The organism is Nioella ostreopsis, assembly GCF_004000255.1.
Taxonomy (GTDB): domain Bacteria; phylum Pseudomonadota; class Alphaproteobacteria; order Rhodobacterales; family Rhodobacteraceae; genus Nioella; species Nioella ostreopsis.
In genome coordinates, this window is sequence record NZ_RCIQ01000018.1 from 41,967 (window position 1) to 63,422 (window position 21,456).

At 64.1% G+C, this 21,456-nt stretch carries 20 protein-coding genes, 1 tRNA gene and 1 pseudogene; 16 read left to right on the forward strand and 6 right to left on the reverse strand.

All coding sequences use genetic code 11. The features are described 5' to 3' along the window. Nucleotides 1–32 precede the first annotated feature (32 nt). The 7 genes from mtnA (at nucleotide 33) to EP237_RS17040 (ending at nucleotide 5,814) form a co-directional block, all read left to right on the forward strand. Complete coding sequence (mtnA, locus tag EP237_RS17015) at nucleotides 33–1,127, forward strand: S-methyl-5-thioribose-1-phosphate isomerase (protein ID WP_127562101.1); 1,095 nt, start codon at nucleotides 33–35, stop codon at nucleotides 1,125–1,127. Further along, the gene (locus EP237_RS17020) at nucleotides 1,124–1,783 is read left to right on the forward strand and encodes a class II aldolase/adducin family protein (RefSeq protein ID WP_127562102.1); all 660 of its coding nucleotides are present in this window, start codon (nucleotides 1,124–1,126) and stop codon (nucleotides 1,781–1,783) included. The genes mtnA and EP237_RS17020 overlap by 4 nt, the downstream gene beginning before the upstream one ends. A 110-nt stretch (nucleotides 1,784–1,893) precedes the next feature. After that, nucleotides 1,894–2,508 (forward strand): DUF4178 domain-containing protein, encoded by a 615-nt coding sequence (locus EP237_RS17025; RefSeq protein WP_127562103.1) that lies wholly within the window; start codon nucleotides 1,894–1,896, stop codon nucleotides 2,506–2,508. After that, a complete protein-coding gene (locus tag EP237_RS17030; protein WP_127562104.1) occupies nucleotides 2,505–3,866 on the forward strand; it encodes a DUF4178 domain-containing protein in 1,362 nt (453 codons plus the stop codon). Before EP237_RS17025 ends, EP237_RS17030 begins: the two co-directional genes overlap by 4 nt. A 1-nt stretch (nucleotide 3,867) precedes the next feature. Continuing rightward, nucleotides 3,868–4,035 (forward strand): hypothetical protein, encoded by a 168-nt coding sequence (locus EP237_RS23175; RefSeq protein ID WP_164744746.1) that lies wholly within the window; start codon nucleotides 3,868–3,870, stop codon nucleotides 4,033–4,035. 13 nt (nucleotides 4,036–4,048) lie between these two features. Beyond that, the gene (locus tag EP237_RS17035) at nucleotides 4,049–4,273 is read left to right on the forward strand and encodes a DUF350 domain-containing protein (protein ID WP_071690706.1); all 225 of its coding nucleotides are present in this window, start codon (nucleotides 4,049–4,051) and stop codon (nucleotides 4,271–4,273) included. Further along, nucleotides 4,270–5,814, forward strand: coding sequence for a polyamine aminopropyltransferase (locus tag EP237_RS17040; RefSeq protein ID WP_127562105.1), 1,545 nt, complete (start codon nucleotides 4,270–4,272; stop codon nucleotides 5,812–5,814). The genes EP237_RS17035 and EP237_RS17040 overlap by 4 nt, the downstream gene beginning before the upstream one ends. On the opposite strand, the gene speD is transcribed toward EP237_RS17040, so the two are convergent. Beyond that, a complete protein-coding gene (gene speD, locus EP237_RS17045) occupies nucleotides 5,815–6,171 on the reverse strand; it encodes an adenosylmethionine decarboxylase (RefSeq protein WP_127562106.1) in 357 nt (118 codons plus the stop codon). Between the two features lie 130 nt (nucleotides 6,172–6,301). On the opposite strand from speD, the gene EP237_RS17050 reads away from it, so the two are divergent. Together EP237_RS17050 and EP237_RS17055 are read left to right on the forward strand one after the other, a co-directional pair. After that, the gene (locus tag EP237_RS17050) at nucleotides 6,302–7,075 is read left to right on the forward strand and encodes an HpcH/HpaI aldolase family protein (RefSeq protein WP_127562107.1); all 774 of its coding nucleotides are present in this window, start codon (nucleotides 6,302–6,304) and stop codon (nucleotides 7,073–7,075) included. Nucleotides 7,076–7,422: 347 nt separating this feature from the next. After that, on the forward strand, nucleotides 7,423–8,184 hold the full coding sequence (locus EP237_RS17055) for a FadR/GntR family transcriptional regulator (RefSeq protein WP_240661678.1): 762 nt from the start codon (nucleotides 7,423–7,425) through the stop codon (nucleotides 8,182–8,184). 162 nt (nucleotides 8,185–8,346) lie between these two features. Here the strand turns inward: EP237_RS17055 and EP237_RS17060 are convergent, their stop codons facing one another. Further along, on the reverse strand, nucleotides 8,347–9,012 hold the full coding sequence (locus EP237_RS17060) for a DUF1028 domain-containing protein (RefSeq protein ID WP_127562109.1): 666 nt from the start codon (nucleotides 9,010–9,012) through the stop codon (nucleotides 8,347–8,349). A 92-nt stretch (nucleotides 9,013–9,104) separates the two neighbouring features. Here EP237_RS17060 and EP237_RS17065 point away from each other — a divergent pair, with 92 nt between their 5' ends. The 5 genes and pseudogenes from EP237_RS17065 to EP237_RS23840 all read left to right on the forward strand — a co-directional run. Beyond that, nucleotides 9,105–10,679 (forward strand): ABC transporter substrate-binding protein, encoded by a 1,575-nt coding sequence (locus tag EP237_RS17065; RefSeq protein WP_127562110.1) that lies wholly within the window; start codon nucleotides 9,105–9,107, stop codon nucleotides 10,677–10,679. Between the two features lie 147 nt (nucleotides 10,680–10,826). Next, nucleotides 10,827–11,774 (forward strand): ABC transporter permease, encoded by a 948-nt coding sequence (locus EP237_RS17070; RefSeq protein WP_127562111.1) that lies wholly within the window; start codon nucleotides 10,827–10,829, stop codon nucleotides 11,772–11,774. Beyond that, nucleotides 11,774–13,654 (forward strand): dipeptide/oligopeptide/nickel ABC transporter permease/ATP-binding protein, encoded by a 1,881-nt coding sequence (locus tag EP237_RS17075; protein ID WP_127562139.1) that lies wholly within the window; start codon nucleotides 11,774–11,776, stop codon nucleotides 13,652–13,654. The genes EP237_RS17070 and EP237_RS17075 overlap by 1 nt, the downstream gene beginning before the upstream one ends. Then, complete coding sequence (locus tag EP237_RS17080; protein WP_127562112.1) at nucleotides 13,651–14,610, forward strand: ABC transporter ATP-binding protein; 960 nt, start codon at nucleotides 13,651–13,653, stop codon at nucleotides 14,608–14,610. Before EP237_RS17075 ends, EP237_RS17080 begins: the two co-directional genes overlap by 4 nt. Before the next feature lie 183 nt (nucleotides 14,611–14,793). Next, nucleotides 14,794–15,237: pseudogene (locus EP237_RS23840) on the forward strand (DUF805 domain-containing protein); the annotation flags it as partial. 243 nt (nucleotides 15,238–15,480) lie between these two features. Here the strand turns inward: EP237_RS23840 and EP237_RS17090 are convergent. From EP237_RS17090 to eutB, 3 genes are all read right to left on the reverse strand, one after another. Continuing rightward, nucleotides 15,481–16,851 carry an aspartate aminotransferase family protein gene (locus tag EP237_RS17090; RefSeq protein WP_127562113.1) on the reverse strand — a complete coding sequence of 457 codons (1,371 nt, stop codon included), beginning with the start codon at nucleotides 16,849–16,851 and terminating at the stop codon, nucleotides 15,481–15,483. Nucleotides 16,852–17,037: 186 nt separating this feature from the next. Next, nucleotides 17,038–18,024 (reverse strand): cyclodeaminase, encoded by a 987-nt coding sequence (locus tag EP237_RS17095; RefSeq protein ID WP_127562114.1) that lies wholly within the window; start codon nucleotides 18,022–18,024, stop codon nucleotides 17,038–17,040. Then, nucleotides 18,014–19,018 (reverse strand): hydroxyectoine utilization dehydratase EutB, encoded by a 1,005-nt coding sequence (gene eutB, locus EP237_RS17100; protein WP_127562115.1) that lies wholly within the window; start codon nucleotides 19,016–19,018, stop codon nucleotides 18,014–18,016. The genes EP237_RS17095 and eutB overlap by 11 nt, the downstream gene beginning before the upstream one ends. Nucleotides 19,019–19,135: 117 nt before the next feature. Between eutB and EP237_RS17105 the strand changes: the two genes are divergently transcribed. Both EP237_RS17105 and EP237_RS17110 read left to right on the forward strand, forming a co-directional pair. Then, nucleotides 19,136–20,284: an acyl-CoA dehydrogenase family protein gene (locus tag EP237_RS17105; protein ID WP_127562116.1), complete on the forward strand. Its 1,149-nt coding sequence runs from the start codon at nucleotides 19,136–19,138 to the stop codon at nucleotides 20,282–20,284. A gap of 179 nt (nucleotides 20,285–20,463) precedes the next feature. Then, a complete protein-coding gene (locus EP237_RS17110; RefSeq protein WP_127562117.1) occupies nucleotides 20,464–21,063 on the forward strand; it encodes a response regulator transcription factor in 600 nt (199 codons plus the stop codon). A 250-nt stretch (nucleotides 21,064–21,313) separates the two neighbouring features. Here EP237_RS17110 and EP237_RS17115 read toward each other — a convergent pair. Further along, a tRNA-Leu gene (locus tag EP237_RS17115) sits at nucleotides 21,314–21,400 on the reverse strand. Between the last annotated feature and the right edge of the window lie 56 nt (nucleotides 21,401–21,456).

The following is a 21,456-nucleotide window of genomic DNA, read 5'->3' on the forward strand; positions in this document are numbered from 1 at the left end:
CCCCCTGCCCGCCCCGGCCCAACCATATCCCCATGAAAGTCAATGGTACCCCCTACCGCTCCCTCTGGTGGAGCGATGATGCAAGCGCCCTGCAGATCATCGACCAACGCTGGCTCCCGCATGAATTCCGTATCCAGCAGCTCGACAGCCTCGCCGACTATTGCACCGCGATCACCGACATGCATGTGCGCGGCGCGCCACTCATCGGCGCGACGGCCGCCTATGGCATGGCCTTCGCGCTGGCGCAGGACAGCTCCGACAGCGCAATGACCAAAGCCTATGACCGGCTCCACGCCACGCGGCCCACGGCGATCAACCTCAGATGGGCGCTCGACCGGGCGACCGCCGCCATGCGCCCCCTGCCCGAACAGGACCGCGCCGCCGCCGCGCTGCAACTCGCCCACGCCATCGCCGACGAGGATGTGGAGATCAACCGCCGCATCGGCCTCCATGGCCTCAGCCTCATCACGGCCATCGCGGAGAAAAAACCGGCGGGCGAGCCGGTCCGCCTGCTCACCCATTGCAACGCGGGCTGGCTGGCGACAGTGGACTGGGGCACCGCGACCAGCCCGATGTATCACGCGCATGAGGCGGGCATTCCCCTCCATGTCTGGGTCGATGAAACCCGGCCCCGCAACCAGGGTGCGCTGACGGCATGGGAACTGGGCAGCCATGGCATCTCCCACAGTTACATCACCGACAACGCGGGCGGGCATCTGATGCAGCGCGGGATGGTTGACATGGTCATCACCGGCACCGACCGCACGACCCGCACGGGCGATGTCTGCAACAAGATCGGCACCTATCTCAAGGCGCTTGCGGCGCGCGACAATGGCGTGCCCTTCTACGTCGCGCTGCCCTCGCCCACCATCGACTGGACCGTCTCGGACGGCGTGGCCGAGATCCCCATCGAGGATCGCCCCGCCCGCGAGATCACCCATGTCCAAGGCCGGGACGCGACCGGCATCACCAGCGTGCAGGTCACGCCCGAGGGCACCCCCGCCGGCAACCCCGCCTTTGACGTGACGCCCGCAAGACTCGTCTCCGGGCTCATCACCGAACGCGGCCTCTGCGAGGCGTCCGAGGCCGGGCTTACCGGGCTCTTCCCCGAGATGGCTGTGCGATGACACCGCCCTACACGGATACGACCGACACACGGCAGGCGATCATCGACGCCTGCCTGCGGCTCAACGCCGAGGGCATCAATCAGGGCACTTCGGGCAATGTCTCGGTCCGGGCGGGCGACGTCATGCTGATCACCCCTTCGGGCGTGCCTTACGAGGCCATGACGCCCGACATGATCCAGAGGGTGCCGCTCTCGGGCGAGCCGACCCCGCAAGGCAACCTCCGGCCCTCCTCCGAATGGCGCTTTCACCAGGCGCTGCTGGCCGCGAAGCCCGAGATGCACGCTGTCGTCCATGCCCATCCCGTCCATTGCACCGCGCTGGCGCAGAACCGAATGACCATTCCGGCAGTGCATTACATGGTCGCGGCTTTCGGGGGCCATGACGTGCCGTTGGCGGGCTATGCGCTTTTCGGTGGTGAGGAACTGGCCCGCAAGGTGGTGACCGCCATGACAGACCGCCACGCCTGCCTGATGGCCAATCACGGCGCCACGGTGGTGGGCGAAACGCTTCCCAAGGCGCTCTGGCGCATGGGCGAGCTTGAAACGCTGGCGCGGGGCTACATCCTGTCCCTCTCCATCGGCACGCCGCATGTGCTTGACCGGCTCCAGATCGAAGAGGCTCTGGCCGCATTCGCCGATTACGGATACCGCGACTGACCCCACTGGTGGAAATTCGGCCTTTATTTCGAGTCCATCCGCGCTTAGGCTGGCAGGTGTTACAGATTTCCGCCCCGTTTCGGGGCCTATTGCAGATCCTTGATTGCCACATGAGCACATTCAGCTGTCCCAATTGCGGCGATGACGTCACCCCCACCATAGCGCGCGCGCGCATGGTCACCTGCGCCTCGTGCGACTCGACGATCCTGATCGAATCAGACGCCGTGCGGCTGGCCGGAGAACAGGGCGTGATGCATGAGGTGCCGCTTCTTTTCGACATTGGCGATACCGTGATCTGCGGTGAAACAACGGTCACCCTGCATGGCCATGCGCGGTTTTCCTACGGTCGCGGCTTCTGGGAGGAATTCTGGGGCGAAACGCCCTCGGGCGACCCCATGTGGGTCTCCGTCGACGAGGGCGATATCGTGGTGCAAAAACCGGTGCCCGCCCGCAACTACCCCCGCACAGAGGGCGATTTCCGCCCGGGCCGGGCGCTGCACTGTCAGGACAAGTCCTTCAACGTGGTCGAGGTCGACAGCGCCGAATGCGTGGCGGTGAGGGGCAGCTTCGACGAAGAGCTGAAAGTGGGCGAGACCTACGAGTTCGTGAACGCTCAGGCGTCAAACGGCCTGCTTCTGTCGGGTGAAATCTGGGAGGGCGGGCAATCGTGGTTCCTGGGCTACTGGTTTGATCCCTTCGAGATCACGGTCAGGAGGCAGTCATGAGCCTTGCCGCGACCACCACCACCGTCAATTGCACCTCCTGCGGGGCCGGGCTGGATGTGCTCGGCGGCGGGCGGGTCATGGTCCATATCTGCCCCTATTGCGGGGCCGAGCTGGACACGCAGGACAACTACAAGGTCATCGCCAAGTTCGACGGGCTGAAACGCCCCGACAGCCCATTCCGCATCGGCATGTCCGGCAAGATCAAGGGCGTCGATTATACAGTCATCGGGATGCTGGAATATACCGAGCGCTATCGCGGCCAGACCTGGCGCTGGATCGACCACCAGCTGTATTCACCCACCCATGGCTATGCCTGGCTGACCATCGAGGACGGGCATCTTGTCTTTACCCGCCGCTACCGACGGCCGGTCTGGATATCCTCGGCGCAGGTGGAGCGGGCCAATCATCCGCCTACCGTGACCGTCGATGGCGATCGCTATCGCTATTACGAAACCTCGACCGGCGAAATCACCTTTGCCGAAGGCGAGTTCACCTGGGCCCCCAAGATTGGCGACAAGACAACCGCCGTGTCGGTTCTGACCGACAACGCGATGCTGGCCTTCTCGGAGACCAATCAGGAACGCGAAGTCTATCGCTCGGAACTGGTGGACAGCGCCGCGGTCTCCGCCTCTTTCGGGGTCAGAAACCCGCCGGTGCCAAGCGCTCCGCACCCGATGCAGCCCGATACGGGCGGCGGAAATGACCGCTTCGTTCAGATCGTGGCCCTCATTGCCATGGTTGCCTGTTTCGCGCTGGCCTTGTTCTTCGACACCCGGACCGGCGCGGTCGTCGGCGACCCTGTCGTCGTCCATGTGCGCGACATTCCTTCGGCGGTGCCTGTCACCATCCCGGATGTCCCCGGCCCGGTCAGGCTGACCATTGACGGCACACCCTATGTCGAACCAACCCTTGCGAACCCGCCGAGCGCGCCGGTCTATGCCTATGCGTCGCTTACCCTGACCAATGCCGATGGCAGCGCCGTGTCCGGTGCACCAAGCCGGGCGCGGGTCAGAATTGGCGGTCAGCGTCAAAACGGTCTGCCGGGAGGCAACAACCACACCGAACTGCTTTTCCCCTCTACCCTGTCCGGCAGCTACCTGCTCAATCTTGGCTGGTCGAGCCAGGGGCCGGGCTCTGCCAACAACCGGGCAGGATTTCAGGGGGATCTGACCAGCGCCAGCCAGCTTCATTTCGCGGAAGGAACCGTCACCATCCGCTCCTACGCGGGCATTTCCCGGGGGTACTGGCTGTACTGGCTTGGCGTCGCCTTCCTGATCGTGGTGGGGGTCAGCTTCCTGCGCCGGTGGAACTTCAACCGCCGACGCTGGAGCGGGTCCGACTGGACGAGCGAGGACTGACATGAACCTGTTTCGAACCGTATTCCTGGCCGTCACCATCATCGCCGTTCTCGGTGTCTCTTACGTTGCCTATCGCGGCGCGGCCCCCGACACCACCGGTCGGCATGTCTCGCTGAGGACCGGCAGCGGTGGCAATAGCGGCTTCTTCGGCTTCGGTCGCGTCAAATAAGAAAGAGGATCCAATGGAACTGTTTGCAGAGCTTCAACTGGCCGAAATCCTCGGCACCATCGTCTATACCGGCATCGGCATGGTGCTGATGTGGATCGTGTGGAAGATCATCGTCGCGGCCTCGCCCTTCCCGATCATCAAGGAGATCGAGGAAGACCAGAACATTGCACTGGCCGTCATGATCGGCATGCTGTTCCTGTCCATCGCCATCATTATCGCGGCCGTCATCGTTTCATGACACCAGCCCACGCCCCGCGCCTGCGCGAGGTCTGGCTGCTGGCGGCGACCTTTCTGGTCGCCATTGCCGGGCTGATCTACGAACTGGTCGCGGCCACGGTGTCGAGCTACCTGCTCGGCGATTCCGTGCGTCAGTTCTCGCTGGTGATCGGCATCTTCCTGTCCTCCATGGGGCTGGGATCGTGGCTGTCGCGCTATGTGGGGCAGGCGTTTTCGGGCTTTGTCTGGGCGCAGATCCTACTGGGGCTGGTCGGTGGCTTCATGGCCCCGGTGCTGTTCATCATCTATGGCTGGTTGGGCGATGTGGGCCTGCCGCTCTACGGCATGCTCATCGCCGTGGGCGTGTTGTCGGGGATGGAAATCCCGCTCATTGTGCGCATCCTGAAGTCCGAGGGCGCCAGCGAGTTCCGGTTTGAGAACGTGCTGACAGTGGATTATGTGGGCGCGCTCGCCGCCTCGCTGGCCTTTCCGCTGCTGATCATCCCGCATCTGGGCCTGATGTCGGCAAGCCTGACCTTCGGGGCGCTGAACCTTGCCGTGGCGGGCCTGTCTCTGTGGATTTTCCGCGATCTCGTGACCCGCGCACAGGTGACCTTCTGGGCGCTGGCGCTGTCCGCCACGCTGGCCGGACTTGTGATGTCGGAACGGCTGGTCTCCATCGCCGATGCGGGGCTGTACGAAGACAGCATCATCCTCGATCAGGCGACTCCCTATCAGCAAATCACCGTCACCCGCTTTCAGGACCGGGTGCGCTTGTTCCTCGATCATTCCATCCAGTTCGACAGCATCGACGAATACCGCTATCACGAGCTTCTGGTGCATCCCGCCATGGGCCTTGCGCCGCGCGCCCGCAACATCCTGATCCTCGGCGGCGGCGACGGCATGGCCACCCGCGAAGTGCTGCGCCACGATGGTGTTGAGTCCGTGACGCTGGTCGATCTCGATCCCGCCGTGACCACGCTTTTCCGCGACCACCCCGACCTCGCGCCCTTGAACGACCACGCCTTCAGCGACCCGCGCGTGACGATCATCAATTCCGACGCGTGGGAGTTCATCGAACATGCCGACGCGCTCTATGACGTCATCATCCTCGACCTGCCCGACCCCAAGAACCTCGCCCTGTCGCGGCTCTATTCCCGCAGCTTCTACGGGCTGCTGGCCGAGCGTCTCTCCACCCACGGGCTGATCGTGACGCAGGCCGGATCACCACTCTTCGCGCGGCAGGCCTTCTGGTCTCTCGTCGAAACGTTTGAAAGCGCCACCAACCCCCTGACCCCCGGCACGGCGGGTCTCTGGACGCTGCCCTATCACACCTATGTGCCCAGTTTCGGCGAATGGGGCTTCATCATCGCCGCGCCCCTGGAACACGGGGCGGACAACCTGCCCCTGCCCGAGGGCCTGCGCTATCTGAACGAAGACGAATGGCAGGCCGCGCGGCTCTTCGGGGGTGATGTCTCGCGGATCGAGGCCGAGGCCAACACCCTGCAATCCCATGCGCTTGTGGGCTACTATCTCGATGGCTGGGACCAGTGGTTCCCCTGATCAGCCCCGACCGCGCGCGATCTCGGTGATCACCACCCGTTCGGGCCGCAACACCTCACGCAGATACGCCGCCGCCCGATGCGCATCGGATCGGCCACAGAGGAAGATATCCACGGCGGCATAGCCGGTCTCGGGCCAGGTGTGGATCGAGATATGCGATTCCGCCAGCAGCAGAATGCCCGTCACCCCATGCCCCTCGCCGAAATGATGCAGATGCCCCGCCAGAACAGTGGCCCCCGCCGCCCCCGCCGCCGCGTGAAGGGTGGTTTCAAGAAATTCCGTGTCATCCAGACCGATGGCCCCGTAAAGGTCCACGATCAGGTGCAATCCCGGCAAATGGTCAGGGTCCGTGCTCATCCCTAGGGCATAGCCCGCCCCCACAGGCTTGAGAAGCCCGCACAGTCCCCGCACAGCATCTTTCCTTCCCGGCGTCCCCATGCAATTCTGAACATGTCAACTAACACGCAACCGTAAAGGACACACCGCCATGGACCTGCCCAGGAATGCCTTCAAAGCCGCGATCAAGGCGGGCGAGAAACAGATCGGCATGTGGGTCTCGATTCCCGACAATGGCGTGGTCGAGCTGCTGGCCGGTTGCGGCTATGACTGGCTGCTGATCGACACGGAACATTCCGCCATGGGTGCCGTCGACACGATGCCCCTGATGCAAGCCGCCGCGCCTTACCCGATCAGCACCGTGGTGCGGCCCGGCTGGAATGACGCGGTCGAAATCAAGAAGCTGCTGGATTGCGGGGCGCAGTCGCTGCTCATTCCCTATGTCCAGAACGCGGATGAGGCCGCTGCCGCCGTCGCCGCCACCCGCTATCCGCCGCATGGCATAAGGGGCATGGCGGGGACGACACGCGCCACCCGCTATGGTGCGGTCAAGGACTATGCGACACGGGCCTCGGAAGAGATTTGCCTGCTCGTGCAGGTCGAAACCGCCGAGGCGCTTGCGAATATCGAGGCCATCGCGGCGGTTGACGGCGTCGATGGCATCTTCATCGGCCCCGCCGATCTGGCGGCCTCCATGGGCTATCCCGGGCAGGGCTCGCACCCGGAGGTCAAGGCCGCCGTTGTCGATGCGGTGAAACGGATCACCACCGCCGGTCTGCCCGCCGGGTTCCTGTCGCTCGATCCGGTGATGCTGGACGCGGTGAACGAGGCGGGCGGCACATTCATCGCTGTCGATGTGGACATGGTGCTGCTGCGGCGCGAGGCTGCCGCCAAGGCCGCCCAATGGCGCGACAAGATCGGCTGATCCGACGCCGCGCACCGGTGCCAAACCCGAAACTGGGCTAGTTGAGCACCGCCCCCGCCACGCAGCCGTGGCAACGCGCGCCGACGAGGGCTCCCCTGACAAGGGGGCTTGAGGAGGCGCGCTCCCCCGCGTCACATCTCCACCAGCGCCCGCGCGATGCGCCGCCGTGACGGGAAAGCGCGTCACCCCCGGCCCGGGCCCGCTGCATCCGGCGATCTCCCGCAGCCGCCGCGCGGCCTCTTCTCCCCAATCCATGATGCTATCCAAATTTATCATGATAAATTAGGCCCTACACAAGCATGGCGCTTGGGTCTAGGTTCATCATGATAAATCAACGTCAGAGCCACATGACCGACACATCCTCGAAACCAGCCCTTCCCAGACGGTCCCGACCGGTGAAAGTGGCTGACCAGATCAAGGAATGGGTCGTGGAACGCGACCTCAAACAGGGCGCGAAGCTGCCCAATGAGGCCGAGATGATTACGCTTTTCGGGGTCTCGAAAGGCACCGTGCGCGAGGCGATGCGGATCCTTGAGGCGCAGGGCCTCATCGTCACCCGCACCGGCCCCGGCGGCGGCAGTTTCGTGGGCGAGGTCAGCCTTGAACGCGCCAAGTCGCTGCTGGCCAACTATTTCTATTTCCAGGATCTGTCGGTGTCCGACATCTACCAGATGCGCAAGGTGGTGGAGCCGGAACTGGCCGCATCGCTTGCGGGTACACTCAGCCCGGGCCAGATCGCCGAGCTGCGGGGGCTGGTCCAGCAATATGACCGGCCCGCGGAGACACCCGAAGAGGAACGCGACCAGCATATCGACTCGCTCAAGTTCCACGCCAAGCTGGCGGAGTATTCCCGCAACCCGCTGCTCGCCTTCATGGTCTCCTTCATGGCGCGGATCCTGACCGATCTGACCGTTTACCGCCGCCTCTATGAACCCCATAACGAGGAACTGCGCGCGCGCGGCCAAAGGCACCAGCTCGATCTGGTGGAAGCGCTGGAGGCTGGCGATGCGGCGCGCGCCGAGGCGATCATGCGGTCCCATATGCTGGGGGCCGAAGCCCTGATGCAGCGGCAGGAGGCGCAGGTCATGCGCCGCTTCATCGCAGAATAGGCGGTGAGGTCAGCGCGACCACGCGATTTCGAAATCGCGTCCTTGTGTCCAGATCCCAGGCCACGCCCCTGCCGATGCCAAGGCGCACCAGTCCGACCCGGGGAGCCGCACGCCTTGCAGAGCGCGGGGGACGCGATTTCGAAATCGCGTTCTCGCCCCAGCTCATCCCGGTGCGCGCACCTTGTCCGTCAGCACCGGCACCTCGTCCAGCCAGTCCGCATAGGGGGGCGTCCGGGCGGCCTGCAGCAACGCGCCCAGATCGTCGAGCGGCTGGTCGCTCCGGTCGATCCGCAGATCCAGCGGCGGCGCATCGGGGCGCAGCACCAGCATCGCCGCAGACAGCAGCCCGCGCGAATCACCCCCTGCCACCTCTGCCGCCCGCAGGCTCGCCAGCAGCCGCTCGGCCATGTCCTCGCCCTCGCCCTCGCGGTAGCGCGCGACAAGCGCGTCAAGAACCGCCTCGGAACTCAGCATGTTCCCCGCCACCGCCAGCCCGCCAAAGCAGCGATGCGCAGCGGCGGGCACGCTTTTGCCGCCGGTGAAACCTCCGGCCCGGCCCGCCACATCCAGCGTGATCAGCTGCCGGTGCCCGCGCCCCGCATCCCCTTGAGTCACAGCGAAAACCGCATCGCCTGCGCTCACCCCCTGACCCATCAGGCGAATCGCCTCATCGCGCCAGAACGTACTGGGCGCGGTCCCCTGAGAGGCCGACAGCCCGCGCTCGATATCGCCGCGAATGACCCATCCGCCCACGCACAGGCTGCCTGTCGCAGCCGCCGCCGCGTAAGTGCCTGTTTTCTGGTCATGGGCAAGAATCGAGAAGGTCATGCCGGGCTCCCGCTAATATTTCTCTTGAATTTATCATGATCATTTGCGTGAATGCAATTCATCATGATAAATTCCACAGGGAAGGATCTGCCATGAAACTGCTGTCCATGACACGGCGCGCGCTGCTTGCCGCCGTGGCGGCCTCGGCGCTGGCCATAGGGGCCAATCCCGCCGCCGCACAAACCCCGCCCGGCGTTCTCGTCGTCGGCCAGGTGGCCGAGCCACAGGCGCTCGACCCCCATGCCGTGACCGCCGTCAACGACTTCCGCATTCTGATGAATGTCTATGACGGGCTGGTGCGCTACGCCTCCGGCACTCTGGAAGTGGAGCCCGCGCTGGCCACCTCCTGGGACATCTCCGAGGACGGCACCGTCTACACCTTCACCCTGCGCGAAGGTGTCAGCTTCCATGACGGCTCTCCCTTCAATGCAGAGGCCGTGGTGTTCAACTTCGACCGGATGCTCGATGAAGACCACCCCTACCATGACACCGGCCCCTTCCCGCTGTCCTTCTTCTTCTCGGCCGTGGAAGAGGTCGAAGCGCTCGACGACATGACCGTTCAGTTCACCCTGAACGCGCCTTACGCACCGTTCCTGTCGAACCTCGCCTATCCCACCGGCCTCATCGTTTCGCCCGCCGCTGTGATGGAGCATGGCCAGGACTTCGGCCGCAACCCGTCCGGCACTGGCGCTTTCGTCTTCGAGGAATGGCGCGCGAATGAGGCCGTGGTCGTGACCGGTAACCCCGATTACTGGGGCGGTGCGCCCGCGCTGGAGGCCGTGGTCTTCCGCCCGATCACCGACGCCAACACCCGCGTGGCCGAAATGCTCGCTGGCGGCATCGACATGATGGTCGAAGTTCCGCCGGTGGCCCTGTCCGAATTCGGCGGCGACAGCTTCCAGATCGTCGAACAGGCAGGCCCCCACGTCTGGTTCCTGATCCTCAACGCTCTGGAAGGCCCGTTTGCCGATGTGCGCGTCCGTCAGGCCGCGAACTACGCGATCAACAAGGAAGCCATCGTGAATGACGTGCTGGAAGGCACCGCCGCCGTTGCGGCCGGTCCGACCCCGCCCGCCTTCGCATGGGCCTATAACGAGGAACTGGAGCCCTATCCCTACGACCCCGACCGCGCCCGTGAACTGCTGGCCGAGGCCGGTGTCGAGAACCCCGAGATCACCTTCTACGTGACCGAGGGCGGATCGGGCATGCTGGACCCCGTCGCCATGGGCACCGCCATTCAGGCGGATCTGGAGGCCGTGGGCTTCGACGTCACCATCGAAACCTATGAATGGAACACCTTCCTTGGCCGCGTGAATCCGGGCCTTGAGGGTGAGGCCGACATGGCGGAAATGGCGTGGATGACGAACGACCCCGACACCCTGCCCTACTTGGCGCTGCGCACCGATGCCTGGCCCGATCAGGGTGGCTTCAACTCCGGCTACTATTCCAACCCCGAGGTTGACGCCTTGCTGGAAGAGGCCCGCACCTCGACCGACCAGGACCGCCGCGCGGAACTCTATCGCCAGATGCAGGTGATCGTGCAGGAGGACGCGCCGTGGGTCTTCGTGGCAAACTGGGTGCAGAACGCAGTCACCAATGACCGGGTCGAAGGCTTCGCGCTTGAACCCTCCTTCTTCCTGCTGCTGCATGACGTGGTGAAGAACTGAGCCTAAGCTAAGCGCCGCGGCGGGGGTCTCCCTTCCCCTCGCCGCGGTGCGATTTTGTCTGCACGGGGGGTGTACAGGGGGTGTACGCCCGGTGCACGGGGGGCGCCCCCCTCTTTTCAGCCCCCGCCGACCGGAGATAATCCCGCCATGGGCCGCTACATCCTCCGCCGACTTCTCTCCGCGATCCCGGTGCTGATCGGCATCTCGATCGTGGTTTTCGTGATCATGGCGATGATCCCCGGCGATCCCGCCACCGCCATTCTGGGCAGCTACGCGACACCCGAAAACGTGGCCGAACTGAACCGCGATCTGGGGCTCGATGAGCCGCTGGTGCAACGCTATTTCATCTGGCTCGGAAACCTTGTTCAAGGCGATCTGGGGCGGTCCTTTAACCTCAACCGCCCGGTACTGGACGAGGTTCTGGAACGCTTCAATGCAACACTGATCCTTGCGGGCACGGCGTTCATTCTCTGTTCATTCCTCGGCATCGCGGCGGGCGTGATCTCCGCCGCGCGTCAGTACGGGTTTGCGGACAAGGCGATCACCTTCGCGGTTTTGCTAGGGATATCAATCCCTTCCTTCTTTCTTGGCATGATGATGATCCTGATTTTCGCGGTGAACCTGCGCTGGTTCCCGGTCTCGGGCATGTGGCCGATCTACGGCACGCGCGACATCTGGGCGCTCATTGATCACCTGACCATGCCCGCGCTGGCGCTCGCCGTGGTGGCCACCGGCGTGATCGCCCGCCTGTCGCGGTCGGCCATGCTGGAGGTTCTGCGCCAGGACTTCATCCGCACCGCCCGCGCCAAGGGCGTGCATGAGCGCGGCATCATCTGGCGTCACGCGCTGCGCGCCGCGATGGTCTCGATCATCCCCGTTCTCGGCATCCAGGCGGGCTTTGTCCTGTCGGGCGCAGTCTATATCGAACGCGTCTTCCAATGGCCCGGCATCGGCCAGATGCTGGTCGAGGCGATCCTGCGCCGTGACATCCTGCTGGTCCAAGGCGGCGTGGTCTTCGTCGCCGCCTGTTACGTTCTTTTCAACATCATCGTCGACGTGGCGCAAAGCCTGCTCGATCCGAGGATCAAGACATGATGGCGTTCCTCAAGCTTCTCGCCCGCAACCAGCTGGCGCTGGCGGGGCTGATCGTCATGGGCCTTGTCGTGCTGCTGGCCGTGCTGACGCCGATCCTGCCGCTGGCCAACCCGGACGTGACGAACACCCCCGCCCGCTTCACGCCGCCCTTTTCCGAAGGCGCGCTTCTGGGCACCGATCACCTGGGGCGCGACCTGCTGTCCCGCCTGATGTGGGGCACGCGGCTATCCCTCGCCGTGGGTTTCGCCGCCGCCTTCATCGCCGCCACGATCGGGGCCGCGATCGGCATCATCTCGGGCTACTACGGTGGGCGCACCGACAACATCATCATGCGCTTCGTCGATGTGCTGATGGCCTTCCCCTATATCCTGCTGGCGCTGGCGATTGTGGCGGCCCTCGGCCCCGGGTTGATGAACGCGCTGATTGCTGTCGCTGCCGTCAACATCCCGTTTTTCGCAAGGAATATCCGGGGCATCACCGTCGGCATTGCGCATAAGGAATTCGTCGATGCGGCGCGGCTGGCGGGGCTGTCGGATACCAAGATCATCCTGACCGAGATCCTGCCCAATGTGCTGCCCGTGATCGTCATCGCCATGTCCACCACCGTGGGCTGGATGATCCTTGAAACCGCTGGCCTCTCCTTCCTCGGGCTTGGGTCTCAACCGCCGCAGGCCGATCTGGGGTCGATGCTGGGGGAGGCGCGCTCGGCGCTCATCACCAACCCGCACACCTCGCTGGTTCCCGGTGTGATGATCCTGATCATCGTCATGGCGATCAACCTGCTTGGCGACGGGGTGCGCGATGCGCTGGACCCGCGCCTGAAGTCCGGCGCGCTCAGCCGCCCCCTTCCCGCCACGCTGGTGGACCGGGATCGGCAACCCGGCGATACAGCAGATGGCACCGCCCTGCTCGAGCTGTCTCAGCTGGAAACCCAGTTCCATATCGGCCCGCGCATCTACCGCGCCGTGGGCGGCGTCGACCTGCAGATCCAGCCCGGCGAATGCCTCGGCCTCATTGGCGAAAGCGGGTCCGGCAAGTCGGTCACGGCGCTGTCCATCATGGGGCTCGTCGCCTCGCCGCCGGGCAAGATCACCGGCGGGTCCGTCTATTATCGCGGCGAGGAACTGGTCGGTGCGCCTTATGAACTGCTGCGCAGCCTGCGCGGGCGCAAGGTGGCCTATATCTTCCAGGACCCGCTGGCGACGCTCCATCCGCTTTATACCGTGGGCGATCAGCTGATCGAGGCGGTCCGCGTTCATCGCCGCGTGCCGAAGCACGAGGCCCGCGCCCATGCCATCGAGCTGCTGAAATCCGTCCGAATTCCCAATGCCGAGGACCGGGTGGACAATTACCCGCACGAGATGTCGGGCGGCATGCGCCAGCGCGTGGGCATTGCCATGGCGCTGGCCAATGACCCCGACGTGATCATCGCGGATGAGCCGACAACCGCGCTTGACGTGACCGTGCAGGCGCAGATCCTGACGCTGCTGGATGATTTGCGCCGGGATCGTGGCGTCGCGATTCTGTTCATCACTCATGATTTCGGCGTCGTCGCGCAGCTGTGTGACCGGGTGGCGGTGATGTATGCGGGCCGGATCGTGGAACAGGGCACCACGGATGACATCCTGGCCCACCCCGCCCATCCCTACACCCGCCGCCTGATGGCTTGCGTCCCCGAACTGGGCGGCGGGCGCAGGCGGCTGGAGGCCATTCCCGGCCTGCCCCCTGTCGTGGATAAATTGCCCGCAGGCTGCGCCTTCGCCGACCGCTGCGACAAGGTCCGCGCGGCCTGCCGTCAGGGCAACATCACGCTGGATGAAATCGGTGCAACCCGCCGGGTCCGCTGCATTGCCCCGGAGATCGAGGAGCTGCCCGCATGACCGCCGCCCTGAAGCTGACCAAGCTAAAAAAAGATTTCCCCGTCGGCAAGAGCCTCTTCGGCCCGCCCCGCGCGGTGGTGCACGCGGTGCAGCCGGTGACGCTGGAGGTCGCCAAGGGCGAAACCCTTGGCATCGTGGGCGAATCCGGATGCGGCAAGTCCACTTTGGCGCGGATGCTGGTGGGGCTTCTGCCCGCCACGAAAGGCACGATCGAGATCGAGGGCGCGGCGCTCGACACCGCCGATCCGTCCGAGTTCGGCAAGAAGATCCAGTATGTCTTTCAGGACCCGCTGTCCTCGCTCAACCCGCGCAAGACAATCCGCCAGATCATGGACGCGCCGCTGAAACACCTGCACGGGATGGCCGCACCGGAGCGGCGCAAACGGATCGCCGAGATCTTCGCCGCCGTGAACCTGCGGGAGGAATTCCTCGACCGCTACCCGCATGAATTCTCCGGCGGACAGGCGCAGCGGATCGGCATCGCGCGGGCGTTGGCCGCCGAGGCGCGTATCCTGATCCTCGATGAACCGGTGTCGGCGCTCGACGTGTCGGTTCAGGCGCAGGTGCTGAACCTGCTGGCGGACCTGAAGCAGGAATTTGGCCTCACCTACCTCTTCATTACCCATGACCTCGCGGTGGTGGAGGCGGTGAGCGACCGCATCGCGGTGCTCTATTTCGGCGACCTGGTGGAACTTGGCCCGGCGGAACGCATCTTCTCCGCCCCCCGGCATCCCTACACCAAGCTGCTGGCGGACAGCGCCCCGGTGGTGGGCCGAGAGTTGAAAGCGCCCGAGGGCCGCGAAACCGAACTGCCCGACCCGCTGAACCCGCCCCCCGGCTGCTCCTTCGCCGCCCGCTGCCCCTTCGCCAGCGACCGCTGCCGCGCCGAGATTCCGGAGCTGAAGGATCAGGGCGACGGCGTGTCGGTCGCCTGTTTTCATCCGTTGGAGGGGTAGGGCTCGGTTGAAACTGACTTCGTCCAATCCCCGAGATCCGAAGTCGATGACAGCTATGCGGACGGAGCAGATGTTGATTTCAAAGTTCAGTCACTTCATGCATAGTGCTTCAAAGGAGAACAGGATTTGGGATTTGTTGCTGCCACAAAAAGTTGTATATAGCACTCTTATAAATACTCGGGGCGAGCTTCGCGGTCAGAGTTCTGGTGGTGGTTTCTTATTTTCATCGTCTTGGTAGTTGTCCTAGGATTAATAATAACCTTTTCGCCTAGAGATTGGGACGATGCATCCGCTTTTTGGACCGCAGCCTTCATTTTATTTTATCCGATGGCTTTCTTGCTAATACTTTGGATACCGATAGCTCTAGCTGTCGGCTCACGGCGTTTGCACGATATGGATCGATCCGCGCGGTGGTGTCTCTTGCCCCTCGGCTTAATTGGGTTTGGAATTTTATTTTTCTTCTTCGCCCTAAATCTTGCTTTTGGCGGCCCGTCTTTGGAGACTGCAGCAAATGTCATGGGAATTTGCGGCCTTGCTAGTTTCGCTGCAGCTATTGGCTCTACTGCGTTTCTCTCAGCCGCGGGTTCACCCGGCACAAACCGATTTGGCGACGCCCCTAGTGTCTAGTCATCTGGCCGCAGCGAAGTTTCTCGAAAGGATACCGTGGACACTATTGGCTAGACAACCGGGTAGACCTGGGTCTGCCAACCAAACGATTGGCTGATGGTGTAGGAAAATGTGCCGCGCACGTTCCGCATCTCCAACGGCACACCAAGGCCTTCACATTCTGGCATGATCGGGACCACTCACAGGTGTCTGCTCTGGGCTCGAAGCGGACAATGCCCGCCCCGAGCCTTTAGAGCGCCAGACTCAGCCCAGAACCGCCGTCACCGCCTTCACGGTCTTGCCGACGACCTCGTCCGCCTCTTCCTTCGTCAGGCAGAAGGGCGGGGCGAAGCCGAGGATATCGCCCTGTGGCATGGCGCGGCCGATGACGCCATGCTCCAGCAGCGCCGCCGCGATGCGGGGGCCTACCTTCTCGGAGGCGTCAAAGAAGCTGCGGCTGCCCTTGTCCTGCACGAATTCCACGGCGCAGAGCATCCCCTCGCCTCGGATCTCGCCGACATTGGCATGCTCCGCCAGCGCCGCCGTCATCGTGGCGTTGAGGTAGCCGCCCACTTCGCCCGCGTTCTGGACGAGGTTGAGCTCATCAATCAGCTTGAGGTTCGCGACGCCCGCCGCCGCCCCGATGGGATGCGCGGAATAGGTCCAGCCGTGGCCGATGGGGCCGTTTTCGTCGGTGCCGTCCTCCAGCACCTTCCAGACCTTGTCCGACACGATGGAGCCGGACAGAGGCGCATAGGCCGAGGTCAGCCCCTTGGCGATGGTGATGATATCGGCCTCGATCCCGTAGTGGTCCGAGCCGAACATGGTGCCGAGGCGGCCGAACCCGGTCACGACCTCATCGGCAATGAGCAGGATGTCATGCTTCTTCAGCACCGCCTGAATGGCCGCCCAGTAGCCCGCAGGCGGGGGCACGATGCCGCCGGTGCCAAGCACCGGTTCGCCGATGAAGGCGGCGATGGTGTCGGCGCCCTCGCGCTCGATCAGCGCTTCCAGTTCGGCCACGCAATGGGTGGTGAAGGCCTCCTCCGACATGTCCAGATCGGGGCGGCGATAGTAATAGGGCGCCTCGGTGTGGATCACCTGGGTCAGCGGCAGGTCGAATTTCTTGTGGAAAAGCTCCAGCCCGGTCAGCGAGCCGGTCATCAGGCCCGACCCGTGATAGCCACGCCAGCGGCTGATGATCTTCTTCTTCTCGGGCCGTCCGAGGATGTTGTTGTAGTACCAGACCAGCTTGATGTTGGTCTCATTCGCATCCGAGCCACCAAGGCCGAAATAGACCTTCGACATGTTCGACGGCGCGCGGTCGAGGATCATCTTGGCCAGCGTGATCGAGGCTTCGGTTCCGTGGCCCACATAGGAATGGTAATAGGCCAGTTCCTTGGCCTGCGCGGCGATGGCATCAGAGATGTCCTGACGGCCATAGCCCACATTCACGCAGTAAAGCCCGGCAAAGGCATCGAGCAGACGGTTGCCCTCGCGGTCCTCGATATGGCAGCCCGAGCCGCCGGTCACGACCCGGTTGGGCAGGTTGCCCCGGGCAAACTCGGCTAGGTGAGTGGAGGGGTGGAAGAAATTCTCGCGGTCCCACTGGTCCAGTTGGTCATTGCGCAGCATGGCTCATCTCTCGCGGTTCTGGCGGCGCGCCGCCTAAGGTCACAGGATAGGAGCCGGGATGCACGCTTCCGGGCTGGGGCCGGATAGAGCTGGGCAAAAGGCTCCGCTCACCCCGGCAGCAGCGCGCAATGCCTTTATTGCCGTGGTCGGCTCGACAATAGCCAAAGAGACGGGCCGTTTCCAGCCCTAGCTTGTCACGCTGGTCCCTGCATCGCCAAGCCGGGCAAAGACATGGCTGGCAATGGCGGTGTCCTGTGCCCCGGTGCCGGTCAGATCGCAGATGGTGATATCATCGGCAGTGCGGCGGCCAATGGCGCTTCTGTTGATGATCTGCCCCAGTTCGGCGGGTGGGCCCTTGGTCCAGAGATTGACGGCCAGCGCCGCCTCCAACTCCCCCGACACTTCGCATTGCGCGACGCTGTCACAGATATAGGCGTCGGCCAGGACCAGCGCGCGCGGGTCGAGCTCGCATTTCCCGGCCTGATCCGACCCCATTGCGGTGATGTGCAGGCCCGGATGCAGCCAGTCGGCCTTGATCACCGGGGCACGGGAGGGGGTCGTCGTCACCACCAGCTGGCTTTCCGCGACCAGCCGTTCCGGGTCTGACACGGCATCGACCTCGATCCCCAGGTCAAGACGCAGATCGTCGGCGCAAACAGCGGCCTTGGCGGCATCCCGTCCCCAGACCAGCAGCCGCTTGAAGGGCCGCACCAGATGCGCGGCCTGAATCTGAAGGCGCGCCTGAACGCCGGTACCGATCACGCCTGCAGTGTCCACATGCGGCGGCGCAAGATGGCGCGCGGCAACGGCCCCTGCGGCGGCGGTGCGGATATCGGTCAGGTAGCCGTTATCCAGGAACACCGCCTGCACCAGCCCGGTCTTTGCGGAAAACAGGATCATCAGACCGTTCAGGCTGGGAAGTCCCAGCTTGGGATTGTCGAAAAAGCCGGGGCTGACCTTGATGGCGAAGCCGTCGAAGCCGGGGATATAGGCGGTCTTGACGTCGACCTCTCCGTTCGCGTCGGGCAGATCCATCGACAGGATCGGCGGCATCACCACCCGACCAGAGGCCAGCGCCGCGAAGGCCCTCTCGACCACGTCGATGGCGGTCAGGTCCAGCTCCACCACCTGCCGCAGCTGCGCCTCTGTCACGATGCGGATGTCATGCGCCATATGTCTTGCCCTTCAAGATCCTGTCCCCCAATGAAATATCCTCGCCCGCCATGATCCGGTGGAACTGGACCATATCCAGATTGCGCCCCGTCACGATGGTGCCGACCGGCCCCTCGGGCCTGACCTTGCCCGCCAGCACCGCCGCCAGCCCCACCACGCTGGCCCCTTCCGCAACCATGCGATCCTCGTAGAACAGAACCTGCATCGCGTCGCGGATTTCTTCTTCCGTCACCAGCACGATTGCGTCGAGATTGTCACGGCAGAGTGGGAAACTGAGCCTGTTGTGCAGCCCGATCCCCCCGCCAAGCGAGTCGGCTAGGCTCGGCACTTCCTCCACCTCGACCGGGTGGCCCGCGGCGATGGAGGCCTGCATGGCCGCGCCCCGGTCCATGGTGATGCCGATGACCTGCACATCCGGGTTCACCGATTTCACAGCCACCGAGACGCCGCCCGCCAGCCCGCCCCCCGACAGCGGCACCAGAACCGTGTGCAGATCGGGCCGGGCCTCGATCATCTCGAACCCGATGGTGCCCTGCCCCGCGATCACCTTGGGGTCATCGAAGGGCGAGATCTCGACCAAACCCTCCTGCTCCACCAGACGCAGGCTTTCGGCCAGCGCGTCGTCCTGACTGCGCCCGACGATCTTCACCTCGGCCCCAAGCGCGCGGATGCCGTCCACCTTGGCCTGTGGCACCAGTTCCGACATGCAGATCACCGCGCGGATCCCCCGGCGCGCGGCGGCATAGGCCACGCCGCGCCCATGGTTGCCGGTGGAACAGCAGGTCACCCCTGCAACGCCATCCGGCAGGGTCATCACAGCATTCATCGCACCACGCAGCTTGAAGGCCCCAATGGGCTGGCACGTCTCCAGCTTCAGCAGAAAATCATGCCCGGTCCGCGCGCTCATGTAAGGCGAGGGCACGAAGGGCGTGGCGTCTGCCTGCCCGCGCAGAACGTGGCGGGCGGTCAGGATATCGGCAAGGCTGAATGTCATGACGCGCAGTTGTGCATGTTTCCCCTGCGGAAGGAAAGTTCGGAAATCCCGCCGTTACGTCGTGCTTGCCATTTGGCCCGTGCCTGCGCCAGCCTGCGTCCCGAGGGAGGACACGCCATGACAGACAGCCTGTTTCTGGAACCGGAGCACGAACAGCTACGCGATCAGATCCGCCGCTTTGTGGAGGAGGAGATCAAACCCCATGCAGATGCATGGGAAGAGACCGGGATGGTCCCGCGAGAGGTGCTGACCCGGATGGGAGAACTGGGCTTCTTCGGCATCCGCTACCCGGACCGCTTTGGCGGGGCCGAGATGGACACCCGCGCCACGACGGTCTGGGCCGAGGAACTGGGCCGCTCCACCTTCTCCGGCGTCGCGATCACCGCACTGGTGCATACCGACATGGCCTCGGTCCACCTGTTCAACGCAGGGACCGATGCGCAGCGCGACCGCTGGATGCCGGGGATCATCTCGGGCAAGACCATCACCGCTGTCGCCGTGACCGAACCCGGCGCCGGGTCGGACGTGAAGGGCATCCGAACACGGGCCACCCGCAAGGGCAATGACGCCTTCGTTCTGAACGGGGCCAAGACCTTCATCACCAATGGCGTGCACGCCGACATCTACTGCGTCGCTGCCAAGACCGACCCGAACGCCCCGCCCTCGCGCGGGGTGACCATGTTTCTGGTCGAAAAGGGCACGCCCGGCTTCACCGTCGCCCGGCAACTCGACAAACACGGCTGGCGCAGCTCCGACACCGCCGAGCTTCTGTTCGACAACTGCGAGATCCCGGCCGAGAACATCCTGGGCGAAGAAGGACGCGGCTTCTACGCGATCATGCAGAATTTCCAGAACGAACGCATCGTGATCGGCGCCATGGCCATGGGCGAAGCGCAGGCCGCGATTGATCTGACCGTGGATTACGTGAAGACCCGCCAGGCCTTCGGCGCGCCCCTGTGGGACAAGCAGGCAATCCGCCAGCGGCTGGCGATGCTGCAGGCCGAAGTGACCGCCGCGCGCCACCTGATCTATGCCACCGCCATGCGCGACGCGGCGGGCGAAGAGGTGGTTAAAGAGGTCTCCATGATCAAGGCGCTCTGCGGTGATCTGGTGAACCGGGTCATGCATGACTGCCTGCAATTCCATGGCGGCACCGGCTTCATGCGCGGCACCGTGATCGAACGGATGACCCGCGACGCCCGAGTACAGGCCATCGGCGGCGGCGCGACCGAGGTGATGTTGGAGGAGGTCGCCAAACGCATGTGAGCCATGGTGGCGTAACGGATCGAACATCCCGCCCAAGCCTGCCTCTTTTCGGCGGTCGGGGCGGCCATGGGTGGGCGCCGCCCCAGGCAGCGGGTAGAGGCAGACAGGGCGAAACCGCTATTCCATCCGCTCAGGCAATCCGCTACCATCGACACCGGGCAGTCATGGAAAGGAAAGAAATGCGCATTCTTCTTGCGGATGATCACGACCTTGTTCGCGACACGATCAGCCTGTTCCTGAAATCCGAAGGGGTTGACGAGGTGGCGACCGCGGAAAATCTGGACGACGCCCTAGCCGCAGCCCGCAACGGTGAATTCGACCTGGCCCTTCTGGATTACAAGATGCCCGGCATGAACGGGCTGGAGGGAGTCGCCCAGATGAAAGCCGCCATGAATGGTGGCCCGGTCGCGGTTCTGTCGGGCATGGCGACCCCCGCCATTGCACAAAGCGCCATCGAGGCCGGAGCCATCGGGTTCGTTCCCAAGACCATGAGCGCCAAGGCCATGATCGGCGCGATCCGCCTGATGGTCCTGGGTGAGGTGTTCATGCCTGTCTCGTTCCAGCAGCAGGCCAGCAATACCAACGAGGCCAATCTGACCACGCGGGAAACCGAGGTTCTGCGGGCGCTTTGCGACGCAAAGTCCAACAAGGAAATCGCCCGCGAACTGAACCTTCAGGAAGTCACGATCAAGCTGCATGTGAAGACCCTGTGCCGCAAGCTGGATGCCCGCAACCGCACCCAGGCCGCTATGATCGCCCGCGATCGGCAATTGGTCTAGGTCACCGGCGGGCGCCCCCCTCGATCCGGCAGTGATCCTTGCGCCGGCACCAATCCCGGTCGCAGCAGGGGTCCGTGGAAAATCCATTCTCAAGACGGCTCGCAACGGATCAGACGACCCGAACCGCCCGCGCGAGCAGTATCGCAACGCCATCGCATCGGGAACGTCGCCACAGGATGAGGCAACATCCTGCGCTCAATAGCGATCCGTAAGTTTTTGGATTTGCCAGAAGTCACATCAGGATGTGACATGGTGCGGTCGAGAAGACTCGAACTTCCACGGGAGTTACCCCACAGCGACCTCAACGCTGCGCGTCTACCAATTCCGCCACGACCGCACGTGATCAGGTAGTGCGCGGCTGTTTAGCCGAGGGTCGCGGGGATGCGCAAGGGG

Bases quoted from the DNA above. Each gene is read 5' to 3' on its own strand.
- mtnA (WP_127562101.1), top strand. From the start codon at position 33: ATGAAAGTCAATGGTACCCCCTACCGCTCCCTCTGGTGGAGCGATGAT.
- EP237_RS17020 (WP_127562102.1), top strand. From the start codon at position 1,124: ATGACACCGCCCTACACGGATACGACCGACACACGGCAGGCGATCATC.
- EP237_RS17025 (WP_127562103.1), top strand. From the start codon at position 1,894: ATGAGCACATTCAGCTGTCCCAATTGCGGCGATGACGTCACCCCCACC.
- EP237_RS17030 (WP_127562104.1), top strand. From the start codon at position 2,505: ATGAGCCTTGCCGCGACCACCACCACCGTCAATTGCACCTCCTGCGGG.
- EP237_RS23175 (WP_164744746.1), top strand. From the start codon at position 3,868: ATGAACCTGTTTCGAACCGTATTCCTGGCCGTCACCATCATCGCCGTT.
- EP237_RS17035 (WP_071690706.1), top strand. From the start codon at position 4,049: ATGGAACTGTTTGCAGAGCTTCAACTGGCCGAAATCCTCGGCACCATC.
- EP237_RS17040 (WP_127562105.1), top strand. From the start codon at position 4,270: ATGACACCAGCCCACGCCCCGCGCCTGCGCGAGGTCTGGCTGCTGGCG.
- speD (WP_127562106.1), bottom strand. From the start codon at position 6,171: ATGAGCACGGACCCTGACCATTTGCCGGGATTGCACCTGATCGTGGAC.
- EP237_RS17050 (WP_127562107.1), top strand. From the start codon at position 6,302: ATGGACCTGCCCAGGAATGCCTTCAAAGCCGCGATCAAGGCGGGCGAG.
- EP237_RS17055 (WP_240661678.1), top strand. From the start codon at position 7,423: ATGACCGACACATCCTCGAAACCAGCCCTTCCCAGACGGTCCCGACCG.
- EP237_RS17060 (WP_127562109.1), bottom strand. From the start codon at position 9,012: ATGACCTTCTCGATTCTTGCCCATGACCAGAAAACAGGCACTTACGCG.
- EP237_RS17065 (WP_127562110.1), top strand. From the start codon at position 9,105: ATGAAACTGCTGTCCATGACACGGCGCGCGCTGCTTGCCGCCGTGGCG.
- EP237_RS17070 (WP_127562111.1), top strand. From the start codon at position 10,827: ATGGGCCGCTACATCCTCCGCCGACTTCTCTCCGCGATCCCGGTGCTG.
- EP237_RS17075 (WP_127562139.1), top strand. From the start codon at position 11,774: ATGGCGTTCCTCAAGCTTCTCGCCCGCAACCAGCTGGCGCTGGCGGGG.
- EP237_RS17080 (WP_127562112.1), top strand. From the start codon at position 13,651: ATGACCGCCGCCCTGAAGCTGACCAAGCTAAAAAAAGATTTCCCCGTC.
- EP237_RS17090 (WP_127562113.1), bottom strand. From the start codon at position 16,851: ATGCTGCGCAATGACCAACTGGACCAGTGGGACCGCGAGAATTTCTTC.
- EP237_RS17095 (WP_127562114.1), bottom strand. From the start codon at position 18,024: ATGGCGCATGACATCCGCATCGTGACAGAGGCGCAGCTGCGGCAGGTG.
- eutB (WP_127562115.1), bottom strand. From the start codon at position 19,018: ATGACATTCAGCCTTGCCGATATCCTGACCGCCCGCCACGTTCTGCGC.
- EP237_RS17105 (WP_127562116.1), top strand. From the start codon at position 19,136: ATGACAGACAGCCTGTTTCTGGAACCGGAGCACGAACAGCTACGCGAT.
- EP237_RS17110 (WP_127562117.1), top strand. From the start codon at position 20,464: ATGCGCATTCTTCTTGCGGATGATCACGACCTTGTTCGCGACACGATC.